22 protein-coding genes are annotated in these 21,909 nt (G+C 72.5%); 6 read left to right on the top strand and 16 right to left on the bottom strand.

Going from position 1 to position 21,909, the window contains the following annotated elements; all coding sequences use genetic code 11:
- Positions 1-59: 59 nt before the first annotated feature.
- From ABTW72_RS13320 to dapE, 4 genes are all read right to left on the bottom strand, one after another.
- Positions 60-3,635, bottom strand: coding sequence for an ATP-dependent helicase (locus ABTW72_RS13320; protein WP_350858175.1), 3,576 nt, complete (start codon positions 3,633-3,635; stop codon positions 60-62).
- Between the two features lie 168 nt (positions 3,636-3,803).
- Positions 3,804-4,349, bottom strand: a complete 546-nt coding sequence (locus tag ABTW72_RS13315; RefSeq protein ID WP_112675715.1) for an LOG family protein — start codon at positions 4,347-4,349, stop codon at positions 3,804-3,806.
- Positions 4,349-5,203 (bottom strand): LOG family protein, encoded by an 855-nt coding sequence (locus ABTW72_RS13310; RefSeq protein ID WP_350858172.1) that lies wholly within the window; start codon positions 5,201-5,203, stop codon positions 4,349-4,351. Before ABTW72_RS13310 ends, ABTW72_RS13315 begins: the two co-directional genes overlap by 1 nt.
- 376 nt (positions 5,204-5,579) lie before the next feature.
- Entirely contained in the window at positions 5,580-6,653 is a 1,074-nt protein-coding gene (gene dapE, locus ABTW72_RS13305; protein ID WP_091406181.1) for a succinyl-diaminopimelate desuccinylase, read from the bottom strand.
- A gap of 78 nt (positions 6,654-6,731) precedes the next feature.
- Here dapE and dapD point away from each other — a divergent pair, with 78 nt between their 5' ends.
- Complete coding sequence (dapD, locus tag ABTW72_RS13300) at positions 6,732-7,691, top strand: 2,3,4,5-tetrahydropyridine-2,6-dicarboxylate N-succinyltransferase (protein WP_091406183.1); 960 nt, start codon at positions 6,732-6,734, stop codon at positions 7,689-7,691.
- Between the two features lie 135 nt (positions 7,692-7,826).
- Here the strand turns inward: dapD and ABTW72_RS13295 are convergent, their stop codons facing one another.
- Positions 7,827-8,168, bottom strand: coding sequence for a hypothetical protein (locus tag ABTW72_RS13295; protein ID WP_350858168.1), 342 nt, complete (start codon positions 8,166-8,168; stop codon positions 7,827-7,829).
- A 91-nt stretch (positions 8,169-8,259) separates the two neighbouring features.
- Between ABTW72_RS13295 and ABTW72_RS13290 the strand changes: the two genes are divergently transcribed.
- Together ABTW72_RS13290 and ABTW72_RS13285 are read left to right on the top strand one after the other, a co-directional pair.
- Positions 8,260-8,817, top strand: coding sequence for a sugar O-acetyltransferase (locus ABTW72_RS13290; RefSeq protein ID WP_350858166.1), 558 nt, complete (start codon positions 8,260-8,262; stop codon positions 8,815-8,817).
- Positions 8,818-8,862: 45 nt separating this feature from the next.
- Complete coding sequence (locus tag ABTW72_RS13285; RefSeq protein WP_350858163.1) at positions 8,863-9,501, top strand: dihydrofolate reductase family protein; 639 nt, start codon at positions 8,863-8,865, stop codon at positions 9,499-9,501.
- Positions 9,502-9,518: 17 nt separating this feature from the next.
- On the opposite strand, the gene ABTW72_RS13280 is transcribed toward ABTW72_RS13285, so the two are convergent.
- From ABTW72_RS13280 to fdxA, 5 genes are read right to left on the bottom strand one after another with little or no spacing between them, the layout of a single operon-like run.
- Complete coding sequence (locus ABTW72_RS13280; protein ID WP_350858160.1) at positions 9,519-10,166, bottom strand: nucleoside/nucleotide kinase family protein; 648 nt, start codon at positions 10,164-10,166, stop codon at positions 9,519-9,521.
- A complete protein-coding gene (locus ABTW72_RS13275) occupies positions 10,166-10,816 on the bottom strand; it encodes an SIMPL domain-containing protein (RefSeq protein ID WP_112698537.1) in 651 nt (216 codons plus the stop codon). Before ABTW72_RS13275 ends, ABTW72_RS13280 begins: the two co-directional genes overlap by 1 nt.
- Before the next feature lie 10 nt (positions 10,817-10,826).
- Positions 10,827-11,846, bottom strand: coding sequence for a prephenate dehydrogenase (locus tag ABTW72_RS13270; protein ID WP_350858157.1), 1,020 nt, complete (start codon positions 11,844-11,846; stop codon positions 10,827-10,829).
- Positions 11,847-11,868: 22 nt separating this feature from the next.
- Positions 11,869-12,972 carry a succinyldiaminopimelate transaminase gene (dapC, locus tag ABTW72_RS13265; RefSeq protein WP_350858886.1) on the bottom strand — a complete coding sequence of 368 codons (1,104 nt, stop codon included), beginning with the start codon at positions 12,970-12,972 and terminating at the stop codon, positions 11,869-11,871.
- Entirely contained in the window at positions 12,969-13,295 is a 327-nt protein-coding gene (gene fdxA, locus ABTW72_RS13260) for a ferredoxin (protein WP_030490464.1), read from the bottom strand. The genes dapC and fdxA overlap by 4 nt, the downstream gene beginning before the upstream one ends.
- Before the next feature lie 79 nt (positions 13,296-13,374).
- On the opposite strand from fdxA, the gene ABTW72_RS13255 reads away from it, so the two are divergent.
- Positions 13,375-14,346, top strand: coding sequence for a GNAT family N-acetyltransferase (locus tag ABTW72_RS13255; protein WP_350858154.1), 972 nt, complete (start codon positions 13,375-13,377; stop codon positions 14,344-14,346).
- Positions 14,347-14,469: 123 nt separating this feature from the next.
- On the opposite strand, the gene ABTW72_RS13250 is transcribed toward ABTW72_RS13255, so the two are convergent.
- The 3 genes from ABTW72_RS13250 to mshB all read right to left on the bottom strand — a co-directional run bounded on the left by ABTW72_RS13250 (position 14,470) and on the right by mshB (position 16,431).
- Positions 14,470-14,934 carry a hypothetical protein gene (locus ABTW72_RS13250; RefSeq protein WP_350858884.1) on the bottom strand — a complete coding sequence of 155 codons (465 nt, stop codon included), beginning with the start codon at positions 14,932-14,934 and terminating at the stop codon, positions 14,470-14,472.
- A 115-nt stretch (positions 14,935-15,049) separates the two neighbouring features.
- Complete coding sequence (locus tag ABTW72_RS13245) at positions 15,050-15,487, bottom strand: hypothetical protein (protein WP_350858151.1); 438 nt, start codon at positions 15,485-15,487, stop codon at positions 15,050-15,052.
- 17 nt (positions 15,488-15,504) lie between these two features.
- Complete coding sequence (gene mshB, locus ABTW72_RS13240; protein ID WP_112730879.1) at positions 15,505-16,431, bottom strand: N-acetyl-1-D-myo-inositol-2-amino-2-deoxy-alpha-D-glucopyranoside deacetylase; 927 nt, start codon at positions 16,429-16,431, stop codon at positions 15,505-15,507.
- A gap of 86 nt (positions 16,432-16,517) precedes the next feature.
- On the opposite strand from mshB, the gene ABTW72_RS13235 reads away from it, so the two are divergent.
- Entirely contained in the window at positions 16,518-18,662 is a 2,145-nt protein-coding gene (locus tag ABTW72_RS13235) for a S9 family peptidase (RefSeq protein WP_112619353.1), read from the top strand.
- A gap of 9 nt (positions 18,663-18,671) precedes the next feature.
- Here ABTW72_RS13235 and ABTW72_RS13230 read toward each other — a convergent pair whose 3' ends face one another.
- Entirely contained in the window at positions 18,672-19,055 is a 384-nt protein-coding gene (locus ABTW72_RS13230; RefSeq protein ID WP_502892195.1) for a nuclear transport factor 2 family protein, read from the bottom strand.
- A 132-nt stretch (positions 19,056-19,187) separates the two neighbouring features.
- Positions 19,188-19,586, bottom strand: coding sequence for a winged helix-turn-helix transcriptional regulator (locus ABTW72_RS13225; protein ID WP_350858147.1), 399 nt, complete (start codon positions 19,584-19,586; stop codon positions 19,188-19,190).
- A 106-nt stretch (positions 19,587-19,692) separates the two neighbouring features.
- On the opposite strand from ABTW72_RS13225, the gene ABTW72_RS13220 reads away from it, so the two are divergent.
- Positions 19,693-20,595, top strand: coding sequence for an NADP-dependent oxidoreductase (locus ABTW72_RS13220; RefSeq protein WP_350858144.1), 903 nt, complete (start codon positions 19,693-19,695; stop codon positions 20,593-20,595).
- Positions 20,596-20,783: 188 nt separating this feature from the next.
- Here ABTW72_RS13220 and pip read toward each other — a convergent pair whose 3' ends face one another.
- Positions 20,784-21,773 (bottom strand): prolyl aminopeptidase, encoded by a 990-nt coding sequence (gene pip, locus ABTW72_RS13215; protein ID WP_350858141.1) that lies wholly within the window; start codon positions 21,771-21,773, stop codon positions 20,784-20,786.
- Between the last annotated feature and the right edge of the window lie 136 nt (positions 21,774-21,909).

The raw sequence follows: 21,909 nt of genomic DNA, 5'->3' as shown, positions 1-21,909 counted from the left end.
CACCGGCGCACTCCTCGCCCTCACGGGTGCCGTCCCAGGTCGCGACTGGGCTCGCAAGCTCACTCCTCGCCCTCACCTGTGCGTCGGACGGTGGGCGGCTCGACGACCTGGCGACCCTGCCCGGAGACCGGGCAGCTGGTGCGCACCGGGCAGACCCGGCACTTCGAGTTGGCCACCGCGGCGAACGTGGCGGCTGCCATCGTATCGGCGGTCCGCCGGACCAGCGCTGTCGCCCAACCGGCCGCCGGCCCCTCGCTGGCAGCGGGTTGATTCTGCTCCCTGGCGTCCTTGGCGGAGGTCCCGAGCTGCACCAGCGCGGCGCCCCCGGACTCGTCACCGAACTCGGCGAACGCCCCCGCCTCCACCGCCGCCTGGTAGGCGCCGAGCTGCGGGTGCTCCGCCAGGTCGGTGCCGGTGACGGCGGTGGACTTGCCGGTCTTCAGGTCGATCACCACGAGCCGTCCGGCCTCGTCGACCTCCAGCCGGTCGACCCGGCCGGTCAGGTCGATGGGCCGCTTCGGGTCGTCCAGGCGGACGGCGAACTCGTGTTCGATGGCGAGCAACCGGCGCGGATTGGTGGCCAGCCAGCGCAGCAGCTTGTCGACCATCGCCTCGGCGCGTTCCCGCTCCGGCCCGGCCATCCACCGGGCCGCCAGCTCGATCGCGTCGAACCGCGCGGCCACGTAGTCGAGCAGCGCGCCCCGGTCGGCGCTGGCGTCCTCGGCGAGCATCGCGGCGGCGTGCACCAGGTTGCCCACCCCCTGCGCGGTGCTGGTCGGGCCGCTACCGCCGTGCCGTTCCAGCAGCCAGCGCAGGCTGCACCGCAGCGCGCTCTCCATGGCCGACGGGGTGACCCGCACCGGGTCGCCGTCGTCGACCAGCGGCCGGTCGTCGGAGAGCACCCGCAACCCCCACCAGTCGTCGGGGTGCGCGCCGGGCACCCCGGCGGCGGCGAGCCGGGCCAGCTCGGCCGCCGCGGCGCGCCGCCGGGCCGCCGGGGCCGCCGGGTCGGTGATGGCGGTACGCAGTTCCGCGACCAACGCCGGCAGGGTGAGCGCCCGGGGTGGACGGGTCACCGGCAGTGCCCCGGGGCGGTCCGGCTCCTCGTCGCCGGTCTCGCCCACCGCAACGCCGCCGGAGCCGCGGGTGCCGCCGGAGCCCCCGGAGGACGGCTCGGCGCGGGGACCGGGCGGCGGGCCGGGCGCTGTCGGCGGCGTGGTCGGTGGCGGGCCGGGCGCTGTCGGTGGAGTCGGCGGCGTGCTCGGCGGCGGTGTGCTCGGGCCCAGCTCGTGCAGGAACCGGCTGGGCTGTTCCTCGTGGTCGTCCCCGCCGACGGCGGCCGACGCCACGGCGCTGACCAGCAGCCGGTGCCGGGCCCGACTGATGGCGACGTGGAAGAGACGACGCTCCTCGTCCAGCAACGCCGAGGTCTGACCCACCACGTTCGCCGCGGTCGCCCCGTCGACCGACCGGCCGGCCAGCACGTCGACCAGTCGCTCGGAGCCGAGCAGACTGCCGCGCAGCCGCAGGTCCGGCCAGATGCCCTCCTGCACGCCGGCCACCGCGACCAGGTCCCATTCCAGGCCCTTCGCGGCGTGCGCGGTGAGCAGGCGTACCGCCGCACCCCGGTCGGCGGTCGGGGCGATGGTGTCGGCCGGCAGGTCCTGGGCGAGCACGTGGTCGAGGAAGACCTCGGTACGTGCGCCGGGCAGCCGGTCGGTGAACCGGGCCGCCGCGTCGAAGAGGACCAGCACGGCGTCCAGGTCGCGGTCGGCAGCCTCGGCCCGCCGACGCCGGGCCAGGTCGCCCTCGCCGGCCTCCGGGCGCCCCTGGTTGATCGCGCCCGCCCACCGCTCGGCGAGACCACTGGCGTGCCAGACGGCCCAGAGCACGTCCTCGGCGGTCGCACCCGGCCGGGCGGCGGCTTCCCGTGCGATGGCCAGCAGCCCGGCCACCGCCTGCGCCGGCTCCGCCCAGCGCCGTTCGATGCCGGCCAACTCCTCCGGATCCTGCAACGCCTCGACGATCAGCTCCCCGGAGGGGCGTCGGTCACCGCCGGCCAGCGCGAGCGCGCGCAGGCCCTGCCGCAGCCGCCGCTCGGCCAGCGGGTCGGCCCCGCCCAGCGGCGAGTGCAGCAGCGCGACGGCCGCCTCCTCGTCGAGACGTTGCGGCTCCAACGCGCAGCGCAGCAGGAGCAGCAGCGGCGCGACCGCCGGTTGCAGGTGCAGGGGCAGATCCTCACCGTGCACCACGGTGGGTACGCCGGCAGCGTGCAGCGCCCGTCGCAGGGTGGGCAGCTGCAACGCGGTGGACCGCACCAGCACCGCCATCCGTGACCAGGGCACGCCGTCGAGCAGGTGGGCCGAGCGCAGCGCGTGGGCCAGCCAGGCGGCCTCGCTGGTCGCCGAACGGAAGGTGTGCACCTCGACCACGCCGGGCGGCGCGTCCGGCAGGGGGTGCAGCCGGCGGTGCGCGGCCGGACCGCGCAGCCGGCGACCCAGCCTGGCGATCGCCGCGAGCAGACCCGGCCCGGCCCGGTACGACGTGGTCAGCAGCACCTGCGCGGCCGGCGCACCGGATGCCGTCCGGAACCGGTGCGGGAACGTCGTCACCCCGGCCGGGTCGGCGCCCCGGAAGGCGTACGTGGAGGAATCGGGGTCGGCGAACGCGACAAGCGACTTGCCACCACCGGCGATGACCGAGAGCAGCTCCAGTTGGGCGGGGTCGGTGTCGGCCAGCTCGTCGAGGTAGACGTGCGCGAGCCGACGACGCTCGGCGGCCAGCAACTCCTCGTCGTCGCGCAGCAGCCCGGTGGCCGCCCGGACGAGCTCCGCCGGGTCGTACGCGATGGAGCCCCGGTTGCTGACGTCGCGCAGCGCGAGCACGGCGACGTACTCCCGCAGGAAGCGGGCGGCGGCCGGCCAGTCGGCGCGGCCGAGCCTCTCACCCAGGCGGGCCAGGTCGATAGGGCCCACGCCGCGCTCGGCGGCGCGCATGAGCAGGTCGCGCAGTTGGCCGGCGAACGCCCGGGTGCGCAGGGCGGGACGCAGGTCGGTGGGCCAGCCGACCGGGTCGTCCTCGGGCTCCTCGCCCACCACGTCCAGCAGCTCACGGATGATCAGATCCTGCTCGGGGCCGGTGAGCAGCCGGGGCGACGGTTCGCCCCGCTCGGCGGCGGCCCGGCGGAGCAACCCGAAGGCGTACGCCGGGAAGGTGCGCACCAGGGGCTCGCGCAGCACCCGGTGGCCGTCCTGCGCGATCCGGGCCTCGATGCGCTGTCGCAGCGCGGTGGCGCCCCGACGGCCGAAGGTCAGCACCAGGATCCGTTCGGGGTCGACCCCCTCGGCCACCCGGGCGGCGACCGCCTCGACCAGCGTGCTGGTCTTGCCGGTGCCCGGGCCGCCGAGCACGAGCATCGGCCCGTCGGTGTGCCCGACCACCTCGGCCTGCACCGGATCGGCCCGCCAGCCACCGCCGACGGCCAGCTCGGGGCGGGCCAACTGATCGGACCCACCCGACGCGCCGACACCGCCCCCGGACGTGCCGCCGCTGGCGAGCACGGAAGCGCTGTCAGGCGTCGTCCCGTCCCCTCGCGCCGGCCCTCCGGGCCGCCGCACCAACCGGTACGCCTGCATCAGCTCATCCCATCAGACCCATACGACACCCACCCACCCAAACCCCACCCCACCCGCCCCCCATCCACCCCACCCCATCCACTCCCGTCGATCATGAGGTTGGCGGCGCGACATGCCGACGGCGGCGTCGCCAACTCCATGATCACCGCGGCCGGGCCGGGGTGGGGGTCAGGTTAGGTGGGATTCCAGGACGTCGAGGGCCTCGGTGACGGTGGTGGTGACCGTCAGGAGGTCGCGGCCGGCGGGCTTGAGGAAGGTCTGGTCGGCCAGCGCGTCGAGCCAGTCCAGCAGGGGGCGGTAGAACCCATCGGTGTCGATCAGCACCATCGGCTTGGTGTGCAGGGCGAGGGTGGCCGTGGTCCAGACCTCGAACAACTCGTCCAGGGTGCCCAGCCCGCCGGGCAGGGTGAGGAAGGCATCCGACTTGTCGATCATCAGGGTCTTACGGCTGGCCATCGAGTCGGTCACCAGCAGCTCATCCGAGGCCAGGTCGGCGACCTCGAGGTCGACCAGCGACTGCGGGATCACGCCGACGGTGCGTCCACCGGCGGATCGGGCGCCGTCCGCCAGCGCGCCCATCATGCCGACGCAGCCACCACCGCTGACCAGCGTGTGCCCGCGCCGGGCCAGCTCCGCGCCGGTCTCGGCGGCCAGGTCCAACCAGCGCTGATCGAGGGTACGAGAAGAGGCACAGAAGACGCAGATCGCCGCCATCAGTCGTGGTCCCGAGCCTGTTCGGCTGCGGCCTGCTGGGCTGCGCCGGTGCGCGCGACAGCCTCCTCGCGGACCGCCTCCTGCTCGGCGGAGAGCGCGGCCTCCGACTCGACGATGTACCGGACCGCCTCGTTGACGTCGTCGGTGAGGCAGATCAGGTCCAGGTCGACCGGCCCGATCTTGCCGGTGGCGGCCATCGTGTCCCGCAGCCAGTCCAGCAGGCCCTGCCAGTAGGCGACGCCCATGAGCACCACCGGGAACCGGGTGACCTTGCCGGTCTGCACCAGGGTGAGCGCCTCGAACAACTCGTCCATGGTGCCGAACCCGCCGGGTAGCACGACGAACGCCTGGGCGTACTTGACGAACATCGTCTTGCGGGCGAAGAAGTAGCGGAAGTCGATGGCCAGGTCGACCCAGTCGTTGATGCCCTGCTCGAACGGAAGCTCGATGCCGAGACCCACGGAGAGCCCACCGGCCTCGCTGGCGCCCCGGTTGGCGGCCTCCATCACGCCGGGCCCACCTCCGGTGATCACCGCGTAGCCGGCTCGGGCCAGCGCACCGCCCAACTGCTCGGCCAACTGGCACTCGGCGCTGTCCGGCGCGCTGCGCGCGGAGCCGAAGACGCTGACCGCGGACGGCACGTCGGCGAGGGTGTCGAAACCCTCGACGAACTCGGCGAGGATGCGCAGCGCGCGCCAGGCGTCCTTGGTCTTCCAGTCGCCCCGCCCCCGTGAATCCAGCAGTCGCTGGTCGGCGGTGCTGCTCGGGATCGCCCCTCTGCGCAGGGTGACCGCGCCGCGATGCCGCTCCTGTCCCGGACCGCGACCGGCCTCCCGCCCGTTGCTCTGGCTCATGGGGCAACCGTAGTGGAGCAGCACCGCCCGGGTGCGCGGGGCGGCGACGCCGAGAAATTGTTCGGGATCATGGGCAACTATTCGGCGCTCCCGTACGTCTTACTATTCACATACCGGGTATGCCCCGGCGCGCGCCTTCGGGGGAGGAGACAGCGTGATCAGTAACAGCGAGATGATCCGGATCCGTCGCCAGATGCAGCGACGGATCCGAGACGTGGTGGCCGAACGCCGCCGTACCCGCCAACAGAACCCAACCCCTGCCTCCTCCACTCCATCCGGAGCCGATCAAGAGGTTTGCGTCGCCGACAACGGGCCAGGCTGACGCAAACCTCTTGATCACCGGTGGGCCCCGGCGCGGGACCGGGGCCGGGGGGGGTTAGGCCGGGGCCAGCCAGCGGTGCAGGGTTGCCGCGCCGTCGCGGATCTTGCTGATCTCGACGTGCTCGTCGGGGTGGTGAGCGAGGTTCGGGTCGCCCGGGCCGAAGTTCAGCGCGGGAATGCCCATCGCCGCGAACCGGGCCACGTCCGTCCAGCCCAGCTTGCCGATCGGCGCGGCGCCGACCGCCGCCAGGAACTCCTTCGCGGGGGCCGCGTCGAGCCCGGGCGCGGCACCGGCAGCCGTGTCGGTGACTGTCACCTCGAAGCCGGCGAACACCTCACGCAGGTGCGCCTCCGCCTCGGCCGGGGTGCGGTCCGGGGCGAACCGGTAGTTGACCTCAACCTCACAGAGATCGGGAACCACGTTGCCGGCCACCCCACCGTTGATCCGCACCGCGTTCATGCCCTCGCGGTAGTCGCAGCCGTCGATGGTGACCCGGCGCGCCTCGTACGTCTGGAGACGTCGCAGCACCTCGCCGGCGGCGTGGATGGCGTTCACCCCGTGCCAGGAACGCGCCGAGTGGGCGCGTACTCCGGTCGTGGTGACCACCGAGCGCATGGTGCCCTGGCAGCCCGCCTCGACGATGCCGTACGTCGGCTCCAGCAGCACCGCGAAGTCCGCCTGCAACCACTCCGGGAATGCCTGAGCGACGAGGTTGAGCCCGTTGTACCGGGACTCGATCTCCTCGGCCTCGTAGAAGAAGTACGTCACGTCGTAGCGCGGCTCGGGCAGCGTCACCGCCAGGTGCAGGGCGTACGCGGTGCCGGACTTCATGTCGGAGGTGCCGCAGCCGTACATCAGGTCGCCGCGCATGGTCGACGGGAAGTTGTTGTTCAACGGCACCGTGTCGAGGTGCCCGGCCAGCACGACACGCTGCGACCGACCGAGGTCGGTGCGCGCCATCACCGTGTTGCCGTGCCGGTGGGTGGTCAGGTGCGGTACGCCCCGCAGCACCTCTTCGACACAGTCGGCGATCGCCTTCTCGTTGAGGGACACGGACTCTATGTCGACCAGAGCGCGGGTCAGCTGCACCGGATCGGCGAGGACCTCGGGGGTCAGCGGGTTCTCCATGGTTCGCACGGTACCTTCAGGTCTGTCAGCGCGAGGAGCGAGCCGAGGCCAGCCCGGCCGTGACCGAGAGGTGTAACAGTGACGTCCGCAGATTCCGCCTGGGGCATCGGCCTGGCTACGGTCACCGCAGACGAGCAGGTGCTCGACACCTGGTACCCGACCGGCAAACTGGGCCTGGGCGAGCTGCCGCTGGTCGCCGGCGAGGACAAGGCGGACGTGCTCGACCTGCCGCCGGCCGCGCTCGGTGACCGGTCTCTGCCCGGTCTGCGTACCGTGCAGGTGGTCACCGTGATCGGCTCGCTGGACGACCCGATCAAGGACGCGTCCGACGCGTACCTCCGGTTGCACCTGCTCTCGCACCGCCTGGTGCGACCCAACCAGCTCAACCTGGACGGCATCTTCGGCAAGCTGGCCAACGTGGCCTGGACGTCCGCCGGGCCGTGCCCCCCGGAGCGGGTGGACGAGCTGCGGGTGATCGAGCGGGCCGCCGGCCGGCACCTGGCGGTGTACGGGGTCGACAAGTTCCCGCGGATGACCGACTACGTGGTGCCGTCCGGTGTGCGGATCGCCGACGCCGACCGGGTCCGCCTCGGCGCCCACCTGGCCGCCGGCACCACGGTGATGCACGAGGGCTTCGTGAACTTCAACGCCGGCACCGTCGGCACCTCGATGGTCGAGGGGCGGATCGTGCAGGGCGTGCTGGTCGGCGACGGCTCCGACATCGGCGGCGGGGCCTCCATCATGGGCACCCTTTCCGGCGGCGGCACCGACAAGATCAGCATCGGTGAGCGGAGCCTGGTCGGCGCGAACGCCGGCGTCGGGATCTCGCTGGGTGACGACTGCGTGGTCGAGGCCGGCTGCTACATCACCGCCGCGTCGAAGATCACGCTCCCCGATGGCCGGGTGGTCAAGGCCCGGGAGCTGTCCGGCGTCGACGGCCTGCTGTTCTGGCGCAACTCGGTCACCGGCGGGCTGGAGGCCCGGCCGCGCACCGGCCGGGGCATCGAGCTGAACGCCGCCCTGCACGCCAACGACTGACGGACCCGCCGGGTCCGCGGCGTTCGGCCGCGGACCCGGACGGGGTACGCCTCAGCGCAACCGGTACGCCTGGATGATCCGTTGGGTCACCGTGTTGCCGGCGGTGTCCCGGGCTGTTGGCCGGATCCGGCGTCGTCACTGGCTGCTGACGGTGGCGGCGAACCTGTCGGCGGAGATCGGCTTGCCGAGCTGACCGCTGGTCGGGCCGGTGAACGTCTCCGCCCAGAGCCCGATGCCGTACGAACTTCCGTCGTCGGTGGTGAAGATGCCGCTGAGGTCGATCAGTTGCGGGACGGCCGTCCGATCCGGAACGGTCGTCCGCACCGGCTTACCCCGCCGGGCGTCCACGATGATCCGGGTGTCCCGCTCGACGGTCACCTCGGGCTGCATCAACAGGGACACCCCGCGCTGCTCATCCTCCGGACCAGGCTCGAAGACGAGGCCGCTCAGGCCGTAGTGCCCCTCGGGCACCCGCACGGTGGCCACTCCGTCGGAACTGACGAGGTCCCAGGTGCCAAGAATGACGGACCGGCCACGAGCCGACGAACCGGGCCGGCATGATCGGGCGGTGACCTCCATGAAGGACAAGATGCTCGCTGGCGAGCCATACATCGCCGACGATCCCGAGATCGTCGCCGATCTGGACCGGGCCGCCCGGCTGATGGAGCGCTTCAACACCAGTCCTGCCGCCGATCCGCAGGCCCGGATCGCGGCACTGCGTGAGCTCCTCGGCGAACTGGGCGAGGACACCTGGATCCGACCACCGTTCTACTGCGACTACGGCTGGCAGATCCGGATCGGCCCGCGCAGCTTCGTCAACTACAACGCGGTCTTCCTCGACGTCGCCCGGATCACCCTCGGCGCGGACGTCCAGGTCGGCCCGAACGTGCAGCTACTCACCCCGACACATCCGGTCGAGCCCGGCCCGCGACGGGACAAGTGGGAGGCGGCCAAGCCGATCACCATTGGCGACAACGTGTGGCTCGGCGGTGGCGCGATCGTGCTGGCCGGCGTGACGATCGGCGCGGACACCGTCGTCGGCGCGGGCGCGGTGGTCACCCGGGACCTGCCCGCCAACGTGGTGGCGGTCGGCAACCCGGCCCGGCCGGTCCGTCAACTCGACTAGGGTGCGCCCTCAGGACCTTGTTCGAGCGGGAACACGGAGGACAGCATGGGCACCATCCACATCGACCTGTTCGCGACCCTCGACCTTGTCGCCCAGGCGCCAGGCGGTCCCGAGGAGGACCCGGACGGCTTCCCGTACGGGGGATGGCAGGCGCCCCTGTTCGACGAGGCGGGCGGCCAACAGGTCATGGACGGCATGCGGGGCATGGACGCACTGCTCCTGGGCCGCCGGACCTATGACATCTTCGCCGGATACTGGCCGAACCAGACCGGTGGTATCGACGGCGGGATCGCCGACCTGTTCAACAGCATCCCGAAGTACGTCGCCTCACGTGGCAACCCGGAGCTGGACTGGGCCGGTTCGACCCACCTCGGACCCGACCTGGTCACCGCCGTCCGCGCGGTGCGGGACAAGCACGAGAAGATCCACGTGATCGGAAGCCTGAACCTGGTGCAGGCTCTCCTGCACGAGCGCCTCTTCGACCAGCTCAACTTGTGGATCTTCCCCATCGTGCTGGGTGTCGGCAAGAAGGTGTTCGACGGCGGCGCGGTGCCCGCGAACCTGACACTCCTCGAACCACCCGCCACCTCCGGCACGGGCGCGGTGCTCCTGCGCTACGGCCTCGCCGCCGGGACGCCCAGCACCGGGGACATGAGCCGCCCGGACCGCGGCGTCGCGGAGTAGCGCGTCCCGGTCCGCGGTCAGGCCACCGGGGGCTCCGACAGCCGGACCACCAGGTCGGCCCGGTCGGCGGTGGGGGTGATCAGGGCCGCGTTCGACTCGTCGCTGCCCAGCGCCCACGCCCGCGCCTGTTCCGGAGACCGACCGAACGCCTCGTGCCGGGCGGTCAGCCGGCGGTGCCGCACCTCGGCGTCCAGATCGAGAAACCACGCCTCGTGCAGCAGCGGTCGGATCTCCTGCCAGGGGGAGTCCGGCAACAGCAGGTAGTTGCCCTCGGTCACCACCAGCCGGACCGAGGGCAGCACCTCGATCGCGCCGGCCACCGGCTCCTCCAGCTCCCGGCGGAACTCCGGCGCGTAGACCGACGTCGGCTCCAACCGGTGCAGCCGGCGCAGCAGCGAGACGTACCCGTTGGCGTCGAAGGTGTCCACGGCGCCCTTGCGGTCGGCGCGGCCCAGGCGAACCAGTTGCGACTGCGCCAGGTGGAAGCCGTCCATCGGCACCAGGCAGGCGGCCGACCCGATCTCGGCGACGATCCGCTCCGCCAGGGTGGACTTCCCGGCACCCGGTGCGCCGGCGATGCCGAGCAGTTGTCGCGGGCCGGCCTCGGCGAGTACCAACGCCCGCGCCACCAACTCGTCGGCGGACAGCACCCGGGCCGGCGGCATCAGCCCAGGACCGGGTCGCTGATCGTGAACCGCGCCTGCACCGCCGCCTGCACGGTCTGCGGCTGCGGGTCCAGTTCAAGCTCCGGCGGACCACCGCCCGCGCCACCACCCCCGCCGAAGGCCGCACGGGCGAACATCGGCCGGTCGGCAGGGCCCGCATCGGCCAGCTCGATCAACGAGGTGACCCGGGCGCCCAGCGCCTCCGCGTACTCCCGGGCCCGCAGCAGCGCGTCGCTGATCGCGGCGTGCCGGGCCGCACGATGGGCAGGGCTGTCCGGGCGAAGCTCCCACCACGGGCCGGCCACCTCGACCTGGTCCTGGTCGGCGAGCCGGAGCATCAGCTCACCCAGCGCGGTGAAGTCGGTGACCGTGACGGTGGTGGTGACACTGCCGTGCCAGGCGACCACCCGCTCACCCGAGCGCCGGGTCTCCGGCCGCACCCGCAGGTCGCCGGTCTCCCGCCGCGCCACCGCCGGCCCGGAGCCGTCCAGCAGCACCCGGACCGCCGCGGCCCGCTCGGCCAGCCGGGTCAGCGTCGCCTCCCGGTCCCGGTCGCGGGCTGTCGCGGTGACCGCGAACCGGGCCAGCTCGGGAGGCACCTCCCGGTACGCCTCGCCGCGCACCTGCACCACCGGACCGTCCACCGCCATGCCCCTCAGCCTAGTCAGGGACGGGGCGCCGCGCCGCGTAGGAGACGGTGTCCGCGTCGACGTGCAGGCCGGTCAGGTAGCCGCCGGCCACTCCCAGCTCGCGCAACCAGGACACCTCTGCGGCGTGGTCACCATCAGCCGGGAACTGCCGGTCGTACGCGTCGAACCGCCGGTCGCTCAGCGCCACGCGAGAGGCTCGCGCCTCGTCGTAGCGGGCGGTGAGCGCCGGCGCGTCATCGGCGCGCAGCGCGGCGGTCAGGTCGTCCAGGAACGCGGTGACCTCGGCCAGCTCACGCAGCACCCGCTCCCGGTTGCCGAGCAGCATGTTGGCGGTCCGATCGGCCGGGGTTCCGGCGACCCGGGTGCCGTCGGAGAAGCTGCCGGCGGCGAGCGCGAGGATCGCGTCGCGCAGCGGTGCGCGTTGCACGGCGCCGGCCAGCGCGCCGGCGAGCAGGTGCGGCACGTGTGAGGCGAGCGCGGCAGCCGAGTCGTGCTCCGTGGCGGACATCGGCACCACCCGGGCCTCGAAGACCTCCACCAGCAGCTCGGCCAGCCAACGGAACGCGGTGGTGGCCGGCCCCGGCGCCGGACAGAGCACCCAGGCCGCGCCGGTGAGCAGATCCGGTCGCGCGGCCGTCAGGCCCGCCCGGTCGGTGCCCGCCATCGGGTGTCCGGGCACGAACCGGTGCGTCAGCCCCTGCGCGGCGGCGAACGTCGCCAGCTGCTCCTTGGTGCTACCGACGTCGGTCAGCACACAACGCTCACCGGTCATCGCCGCCACCTCGACCAGCGTCGCCGGCAGGCTGGGCAACGGCCCGCACAGGAAGACCACGTCCCGGTCGGTCACCGCCTCGACCAGGCGGTCCGGCGCGGGTACGCCCACCCGGCGGGTCTCCCGCCGGGTGGCCTCGTCCGGGTCCCACCCGACCACGTCGACGCCGGCGGCGACCATCCGGAGCAGCACCGAGCCACCGATCAGGCCGGTGCCGACCACCGCCGCCCGTACCCGCGCACCTGGCCTGTCCACCACGCTCGACCGCCCGGAGCCGCGATCAGGCGAGACGTGCCGCGACGCCGGCGATGTGCTCGTCGGACTCGGTCAGGGCGACCCGGACATGCTGCCCGGCCGTCGGGCCGTAGAAGACGCCGGCGGCGACCAGGATGCCGCGTCGGGCCAGCCAGTCGACCGTCTGCCAGCAGTCCTCACCCCTGGTCAGCCAGAGGTACAGGCCCGCCTCGGAGTGCTCGACGGTGAACCCGGCACCGGTGAACGCCGCGGCGAGCACCTCCCGCCGGGCGCGGTAACGCTCCCGCTGCTCCTCGGCGTGTCGCTCGTCCTCCAGCGCGGCCACCATGGCCGCCTGCACCGGCGCGGGCACGATCATGCCGGCGTGCTTGCGGACCTTGAGCAGCTCGGCGACGAGCGCCGGGTCGCCGGCGACGAAGCCGGCCCGGTAGCCGGCGAGGTTGGACCGCTTGGAGAGCGAGTGCACGGCCAGCACCCCGGCGTAGCTACCCCCGCTGACCTGCGGAGACAGCACCGAAATCGGCTCGGCCGACCAGCCCAGGGGCAGGTAGCACTCGTCGCTCGCGACCACCGCGCCACGTTCGCGGGCCCAGTCGACCACCTTGCGCAGGTGCGCGGCGGGCAACACCCGGCCGGTCGGGTTGCCGGGCGAGTTGACCCAGACCAACCGGACCCGCGGGGTCGGCCCGAGCGAGGTGAGCGAGTCGGTACGGACGACGGTGGCGCCGGCCAGCCGGGCGCCATCCTCGTAGGTGGGGTACGCGATCGACGGCACCACCACCACGTCACCCGGGCCGATGCCGAGCAGCGTGGGCAGCCAGGCCACCAACTCCTTCGAGCCGATGGTCGGCAGCACACCGAGACCGTCGACGCCGGCGCCACAGGCTCGGGACACCCACGCCGCGATCGCGGCCCGCAGCGCCGGCGTGCCGGCGGTCAGCGGGTAACCGGGAGCATCGGACGCGTCAGCCAACGCCCGCCGGATCACCTCGGGCACCGGGTCGACCGGCGTACCCATGGAGAGGTTGATCAGGCCCTCCGGATGCGCCGCGGCCAGCGTGGCCGCGGCGTCCAGGGTGTCCCAGGTGAACTCGGGCAGCCGCGACGAGACCGGCGCGGGCCGGTTCAGTGGCCCTCGCCGCGCGGCGGCTGCGCGGCGACGAAGGTGGCGTCCTTCTCCACCTTGCCGACCTTCGAGGCACCACCGGGCGAGCCCAGGTCCTCGAAGAACTCGTAGTTCGCGCCGGTGTAGTCCTTCCACTGCTCCGGGACGTCGTCCTCGTAGAAGATCGCCTCCACGGGGCAGACGGGCTCACAGGCACCACAGTCGACGCACTCGTCGGGGTGGATGTAGAGCATCCGATTGCCCTCGTAAATGCAGTCGACCGGGCATTCCTCGATGCATGCCTTGTCGAGCACATCTACGCACGGCTCGGCGATGATGTAGGTCACCGGTCTTCTCCTCCGCAAGACTCGCCGCGATCTCCCGCGACGGTATGAGCCTAGTATCTCGCCGGGGAGGGGGTCGATCGTGCTCCGACAGCAGGATGTGGGACACCGGATAGTGGTCCGCCGGATTGTGGGGATTCGCGAGGGCCGCCCACAATTTTCCGATGCCCTCGGCGAGTTGGTCGAGCTGAGCGAGACTCATCTCACGCTGGCCACCGCTCAGGGGCCGCTTCGGGTCCCGGTGGCGCAGGTCCACCGCGCCAAGCGCGTTCCGCCGACCCGTCGGCCGACCGCCGCGGCGGTCGTGGCGCTCGAGCGGGCCGCCGACGAGGCCTGGCCGGCACCGACCAGGGGCCGACTCGGTGACTGGCTGCTCCGGTCGGCCGAGGGCTGGACCGGGCGCGCCAACTCGGCGCTGCCGATCGGCGACCCGGACCGACCGCTGGCCGCCGCGGTCGACGCGGTGGAGCGCTGGTACGCCGAGCGGGGGCAACCCGCGTTGATCAACACGCCGCTGCCCCTCGCCGCACCGGTCGGCGCCGAACTGGACGCCCGCGGCTGGGGCACCCGCCCGCCGACGCTGGTGCAGACCGCGCCGCTGCCCCTGCCGGCGTCGACGCCCTCCAGCGGCCAGGCCGACGGGTGGGGCGGTGCTGTCGTCGAGCTGGCCACCGCGCCCAGCGACGAGTGGCTGGCCATCGCCGCCGGCCGCAAGGGCGGCCTGCCGGACGCCGCCCGGCACGTCCTCACCGCCGTGGACCAGGTCCGCTTCGCCCACGTGTACGCCGACGGCACCCTGGTGGCCGTCGGCCGCGGCACGGTTACCGGCCAGGGGCGCTGGTTGGGCCTCAGCCTGATCGAGGTCCTACCGGCGGCCCGCCGCCAGGGGTTGGCCCGCCGCGTGATCCACGAACTGGCCAGCTGGGGCGTGTCGGGCGGCGCGACGCACGCGTTCCTCCAGGTCGAGCAGCGCAACACGGCGGCGGTCGCGCTCTACCAGCGGCTCGGCCTCGTCACCCACCACACCTACCTGACCCGGGTCGCCCCGAACTGACCTCGACCGCCGCCGGGGTTTGATCCACCCGGCTTTCAGCAAGTCGCGGCATCCGGGCGCGTGGGACCCCCCGACTTCAGGGAAGCCGAGCCGTTCAAGCAGGGTGGGCCGGGCTGGGCGGTGTCAGCGGCGGACGACTCGGCGGGGCTTCGCGGCCTTGACCTCGGCGTACCGCTTGAGCTGCTGGGAGCGGTAGTCGCGGCCGAGCGCGGTGAGCACCAGGTAGCCGATCAGCAACCCGGCGCCGGTGGCGAGCAGGTAGAGCCAGATCTGGGCGAAGAACGTCGCCGCGCCGCCGGCGAACGGGTTGTGACCGACCAGCAGGGGCCCGACCAGCACGGTCAGCAGCATCGCCACCGGCACCACGAGGGCCATGTCGGCTGCCCAGTCGGCCAGCGGCCGGCGTCGGCCCCAGCGGAAGGCGACCACGGCGAGGATCAGGCCGATCACCGTGAACATCGCCAGCGACACCCGATCGGCGGCGGTGTCGTCACCGTCGAAGCCGAACCGGGTGATCAGTCGGGCGACCACGTTGACCGCGAACAGTGCTGCTACGAGCACCCCGAGGTCACGCCACCGCTTGTCCATCGCCGGACCCTCCTGCCGTACGCCCCGTCGCGGGGTTCGCATCCCTGGCAGGAATATCTACCACCCTTACCTGGGAGACGTCATCAGTCGGCAGCACCCCAAAAGCAGCCGAGCGTCAGCCGCCGAGCAGGGGCGGCTGCGGGGCGAGGATCTGCCGGAAGCCCATCACCGCGAAGGTCATCGCGCCGGCCACGATCATGGCCAGCCCGACCCAGTTGTCGCCGGCCAGCAACAGGTCGCCCTCGTTGGTGCGGATGGCGGCGACCGCCATCAGCGCGAACCACGGCACCGCCGGCAGCGCCACCGCCCAGCGACGGCCGACCGCCTCGTACGCGAACCAGCTCAGCACGATGTTGGCGCCGATGGCGAGGAGCACCGACACGCCGACCAGTTGCCCGCCGACGCGGACCGTGGCGAGCAGCAGCTCCAGTACGCCGGTCAGCACACCGGCGAGGACCACGACGATCCCACCGACCAGCCGGACCCCCAGGTCCAGCAGTCGCGGCGGTGGCCCCGCCGGGGGCGGGGCTTCCTGGTCCTCCACGACCGACATCGGTGCGGCCGGCACTGTCACCGGAGGCCCGCCGCCGCGACCGGTGACCGGTCCGGGGCGGTCTCCGCGGGCAGGCCGGCGAAGAGGTCGTCCTCCCAGCCGTACGGCCCGGTGCCCGGGCCCTTCTCACCGACCGCGAGGGTGAAGAACTCCACGCCCATGAACTCGCCGCCGAAGTTGCCGGCGATCGAGTAGAGCCACGAGTTGGCCGGAATCTGGGTGGCGTGCGCCCGCATCGCGGCCTCCTTGGCCGTGTGCTGGTCGGTGCCGTCGATCCGGGCGGCGATCTGGGCGTCCGGGGTGCCGAAGGGCAGGTCGGCGATGTCCTCGATGCCGCCGAACGGGTTGTCGGAGGACTCGGCGAAATGCGTCATGCCGGCCTCCAGGACGCTGAGCGGCATGGCCGTCCAGTAGACCTTGAGCGGGGCGCAGCCCTCGGCGGCGGCCAGCTCGACGGCGCGCATGGCCACCCGGTGCGCCTGGATGTGGTCGGGGTGGCCGTAGAAGCCGTTCGGGTCGTACGTGACCAGCACCTGCGGGCGTACCTCTCGCATGATCTCCACGAGGTGCCCGGCAGCCTCGTCGAGGTCGGCCTGCCAGAAGGCCCGGGGGTGCTCGTTGGTCGCGAGCCCCATCATCCCGGAGTCGCGGTAGCGGCCGGCGCCGCCGAGGAAGCGGTGGTCGCTGACGCCGAGCGCGGCACACGCGGCGGCCAGCTCGGCCACGCGGTACCCGCCGAGCTGGTCGGCCTCGGCGGCGGCGAGCTGCGCCAGCGCGGGCACGTGGATCTCGCCCTCCTCGCCGAGCGTGCAGGTCACCAGCGTGACGTGCGCGCCGTCTGCGGCGTAGTGGGCCATCGTCGAGCCGGTGCCGATCGACTCGTCGTCGGGGTGCGCGTGGACCAGCAGCAGGCGGCGGTCGGGCAGCATCGTCACGACGGTCACTCTAACTGGCGGTCTCCCCCGGCCGACGCTGACGCGTCCGCCCAGGTCGGCCACATCACCCCCGCTCCCGCTCTACGATTTGGCGTGTGGACTTTCCGGAGCTGGCCGCCCGCACCCGCCGGTTCAGCCACGGCGCGCCACGCGCTGTCTCGGTGGCTGAGGACGGCTCCCGGGTGATCTTCCTGCGCTCCGCCGGCCCGGAGGACCCGGCGGACGCGCTCTGGTTGCTGGACGTGGGCACCGGCGAGGAGCGGCTGGTCGCCGATCCGGCGACCCTGCTGGGCGAGGGCGGGGACGTCCGCTCCCTCTCCCCCGGCGAACGCGCGCTACGCGAGCGGCTGCGGCTCAGCGCCGCCGGCATCGGCTCGTACGCGTTGGACGCGGCCGGCCGGGTTGCGGTGTTCGCCCTGGCCGGGCGGTTGTTCCGGGCCGATCTGGTGCACGGCGACGTGGTGGAGGTGGCGGCCGTCGGCCCGGTGCTGGACCCACGTCCGGACCCGACCGGGCAGCGGCTGTCGTACGTGACGGACGCGGCCGAGGGTGTGCGCCGGGGTGAGCTGCGGGTGATCGACCCCGACGGCACCGACACCCTGCTGGCCGGCGAGGACGCCGGGGTGAGCTGGGGGTTGGCCGAGCACATCGCGGCGGAGGAGTTCGGCCGGTTCCGGGGGTACTGGTGGGCGCCCGACGGCCGCTCGGTGCTCGCCGCCCGGGTCGACGAGTCCCGCCTGGAGCGGTGGCACCTGCACGACCCGGCCGAGCCGGCGAGCCCCCCGACCGCCGTCGCGTACCCCCGGGCCGGCGGCCCGAACGCGGAGGTCAGCCTGCACCTGCTGGACCTGGACGACGGCTGGGTCGACGTGCACTGGGACCGGGAGACCTACCCGTACCTGACCGGGGTCAGCTGGGGTGAGGGCAGTCCGTTGATCACCGTGCTGCGCCGCTCGCAGCAGCACGGGCTGGTGCTGGCGGTGGACCCGCGCACGGGTGAGACGCAGGTGCACGCCGAGCTGGCCGATCCACGCTGGGTCGAGCCGATCGCCGGCACCCCCGCGCACCTGCCGGACGGCCGGGTGCTGGTCGGTGGGGAGTTGGCCCACGACGGGTACGACGCCCGGTGCCTGTTCGCGGACGGCACCCTGCTCACCCCGCCGTCGCTGTACGTACGACGGGTGGTGGGTCGGCTGCCGGCCGCCGCCGGCCCGGCCGACCTGCTGGTGGAGGCGAGCGACGGCGAACCGAGCGAGCGGCACCTGTTCCGGGTCCGCACGACCATCGGCGGTGGGGTGGACGCCCGTCGGCTCACCACCGACTCCGGCTGGTACACCGCCGCGGTGGGCGGGGACGTGCTGGCCGTCGGCGTCGCGTCGCTGGATCACGCCGGGGTCCGCTGGACGGTGCGCCGCGGCGATCAGGAGATCGCCGAGCTGCGCTCGTTCGCCGCCGCCCCGCCGTATTCTCCGCTGCCGCTGCTGGAACGGGTGACGGATCGGCGGCTGCCGGCGGCGGTGCTCTACCCGGACAACCACGTGACGGGCCGGCGGCTGCCGGTGCTGCTGGACATCTACGGCGGCCCGGGGCACCAGGAGGTCGTGGCGGCGCGGGCCGCGTGGCTGGAACGGCAGTGGTGGGCCGACGCCGGGTTCGCGGTGGTCACCATCGACAACCGGGGTACGCCGGGCGTGGCGCCGTCGTTCGAGAAGGCGATCCACCGGCGGGTCGCCGACGTGATCCTGACCGACCAGATCGACGCGCTGACCGCGCTCGCCGGCAAGCACCCGGACCTGGACCTCGGGCGGGTGGGGGTGCGCGGTTGGTCGTTCGGCGGATGGCTGGCCGGGTTGGCGGTGCTGCGCCACCCCGAGCTGTTCCGGTGCGGAATCGCAGGTGCCCCGGTGACCGACTGGGCGCTGTACGACACCGCGTACACCGAGCGTTATCTGGGGTTGCCGGAAGACGGCCAGGACATCTACGCGCACCACTCGCTCGTCGAGTTGGCCGCCGAGCCGGTCACCAGCCCGGACCAGGCCCGCCCGTTGCTGCTGGTGCACGGGATGGCCGACGACAACGTGGTGGCCGCGCACACGCTCCGGCTCTCCGCGGCCCTGCTGAGCACCGGCCGACCGCACGCCGTGCTGCCGCTGACCGGGGCCACCCATCTGGCCGCGAACGGCACCGCCGAGCGGCTACTCCCCCTGGAACTGGACTTCCTCCGCACCCACCTGCTGTAGTGGCCACGATCACCAACGCTCCACGAGGTGTTCCCGGCCCTGCGGCGGGTCGTACGGCTCGGGCCAGTAGTCGACGACCGTGCTGATCAGCCCATGCTCGGACACCTCCAACCAGACGCACGCGTCCTGCTGCTCGTCACCGACGGTGACGTCGAGCAACAGGGCAGCGGCCCGGCCATCGGCGATCACCCGGCGCGGCCGCAGGTGCCAGTCGCCGGGATACTCGGTGTTGAACCGCAGGAACGCGTCCCTGCCGCGAATGCGCTCCCGAGTCTGCGGCATCTCGTAGACCACATCATCGGTGAGCAGGGCGGCCAACCCCGACCAGTCGCGGCGCTCCAGAAGATCAATGTAGGCGTGGGCGGTCTGCCGGGCCATCAAGGTGTCGTCCACGGCGCGGACCCTAGCCCCCGCCGGCGACAATCTGGCAAGCACAGCGGCAAGCCACGGTGATCTTCGCAGCCCATACCAGCAACTCCGGGCGGACACGTTGCGGCGAACTCCGACGTGATCGATGTCGCTGGTTCAGGGGCGTGCGTCGTATCGGGTCCGGGCTTCGAAGACGCGGTCCATGTGCGTCTCCGCCCAGTTCTTGATCGCGATCATGACCGGGAACAGCTCGTGGCCGAGCGGGGTGAGCTCGTAGTCGACGCGGACCGGCACCGAGGCGGTGACCGTGCGGGTGACCAGGCCGTCGCGCTCCAGGGTGCGCAGGGTCTGGGTGAGCATCTTCTGGCTGACGCCGGCGATGCGCTGGGCGAGCTCGCCGTGCCGCTGCGGGCCGTCGACGAGCGCTGGGATCACCAGGGCGACCCACTTGTCGGTGAGCCGGCTCAGCAGCTCACGCGTCGGGCACTGTTCCAGGAACGCGTCGTAGTCGCTTTTGGCCTGTTCGCGTCGTTGCGCTGCGGTCGACGTCGCCATGCTCACCTCCACCTGGTGCCCTAGGCACTTCAAGGTACCTACTTTCTCATAGTGCCGATGATTCGTACGGTCGTGGTGATCACGAAATCCCACGAAGGAGACGGCGATGCGCGCAGTCAGCTACGCACAGTTCGGAGGGCCGGAGGTCCTGCACGTGGCCGAGGTGCCGGTGCCCGAGCCCGGGCCGGGGCAGGTGCGGGTACAGGTCGCCGCGTCGGTCGTGCACCCGGTCGATCTGATGGTCCGCTCCGGCCGGTTCCCGGCTCCGTTGCCGACCGGTCTGCCGTACACGCCAGGCTGGGACGTTGCCGGCAGCGTCGACGCGGTCGGCCCGTCGGTCGACGACTTCACGATCGGCGACGAGGTCATCGGCTTCTCGCCCTGGTTGCAAACCACTGTCGGCGCCCACGCCGAGTACGTGGTCCTCGACGCCGCCTGGCTGACCTCCGCACCCGCCAACGTCCCCGCCACCGAGGCGGCGACCCTGCCGACCAATGGACTCGCCGCCGCCCAGGCACTCGACCTGCTCGCGCTCCCAGCGGGCTCGACAGTGCTCGTCACCGGCGCCGCCGGGCAGGTCGGCGGGTTCGTTCTGGCGCTGGCCCGGGCGGCCGGCCTGCACGCCACCGGACTGGCCGGAGCCGACGACCGCGAGTTCGTCGAGTCGCTGGGCGCGGCGTTCCTGTCACGCACCGACGATCCGACGGGGACGTTCGACGCGGTCATCGACCTGGCGGTGATCGGCTCCTCGCTGCTGGACCTCATTCGGGACGGCGGCGGCTACGTGGCCGCGTCACCCCCGCTTCGCCCGGAACCGGTGCGAGGGATCCGGACCGTCGCGCTGGAGGTGCTACCGGACGGAACCCGGCTGGGCGAACTGGTCAAACTCGTCACCAGCGGCGACATCCCGCTCCGGGTCGCTGACGTGTACCCCTTCGCCGACGCGGCGGCCGCCCACGAGCGGCTGGCCCACGGTGCCGTGCGCGGCGGCGTGGTGATCGTCCCCTGATCCGCGGCGAAAACAAGCCCGACCTCCAGCGTGCGCCTTGGCTGGCCCCGCATGTCGATGTGCTGTTGAGCGGTACCTCAGAGGTATGAATATGACTCTGAGGTATACCGCTCAACGCCACGTCCGCCCGGATGGAGGTGACGGACGGTCACCGCCGATGGTCGGCCGCGCCCGCAGCCTGGCCAGGGTCAGGACCTACTCGTATCACCTTGGCGCGAGGAATTCAGGGGCGCGAGGAACTGGGTTGTGGCTTCGATGAGCAGGCTGCGGGTGCCAGGTTCGGAGCCGCTGTGGCCCGCGTCCTCCACGATGTGGAACTTCGCCTCAGGCCAGACTCGATGCAGGTCCCAGGCTTGGCTCGGCGGCGTCTTGATGTCGTAACGGCCGTTCACGATGACCGTCGGGATGTGTCGAATGCGGTCGACGCCCGCCAGGAGACCTTCCGGCGGGAGGAAGCCGCCGTTGCTGATGTAGTGGTGTGTGATGCGGGCGAACGCCAGCAGGCTGGTGTCGTCGATGTCGGGCGGCGTCATCGGCAGCAGGGTGTTGGCCGAGAGCTCCCAGCTCATCCAGGCGCGGGCCGCCGGGCCGTGGATCGCGGGGTCGGGGTCGGAAATGCGGCGGCCATAGGCGCCGACAAGGTCGTCCTGTTCCGTCAGGGGGATCGCAGCACGAAACGCCGCCCACTCGGCGGGGAACAGGTGCGCTGCGCCCGCCGAGGTGAACGCCCATGCCTCGTCTGACCTGCGAATCAGCCACACGCCACGGAGCACGAGTTCGGTGACCCGCTCGGGATGGGCCTGCGCGTAGGCCAGGCCGAGGGTGCTGCCCCAACTGCCGCCAAAGACGAGCCAACGGTCGATCCCCAGGTGCTCGCGAAGCCGCTCGATGTCCGCCACCAGGTGTGGGGTGGTGTTGTGTTCCAGTGACGTCGTCGGGTCGCCCGCGAAGGGCCGGCTGCGACCGCAGTTCCGCTGGTCGAACAACACGACCCGGTAGCCGGACGGGTCGAAGTACCGCCGATTGTCCGGGAGCAGGCCACCGCCGGGGCCGCCGTGCAGGAACACCGCGGGTTTGCCGTCAGGATTTCCGCAGAGTTCCCAGTAGAGCTCATTACCGTGGCCGACGCCGAGCATCCCGGAGTCGTACGGCTCGATGGGCGGATACCAGTCCATCATTCATTCAACCCCAATCGATCAACCGACATCACCCTCCAGGCCCGTCGGGCGACCAAAGCCATTGGGTACGCCGACAGCACCGCCCGGATCCACGTTGCCAACGCCGTCGTCGGGCCCTACCGGTAGTGGTGCTCGG

The organism is Micromonospora sp. NPDC127501, assembly GCF_040302185.1.
Taxonomy (GTDB): Bacteria; Actinomycetota; Actinomycetes; order Mycobacteriales; family Micromonosporaceae; genus Micromonospora.
This window is presented reverse-complemented; position numbering and strand designations above follow the sequence as displayed.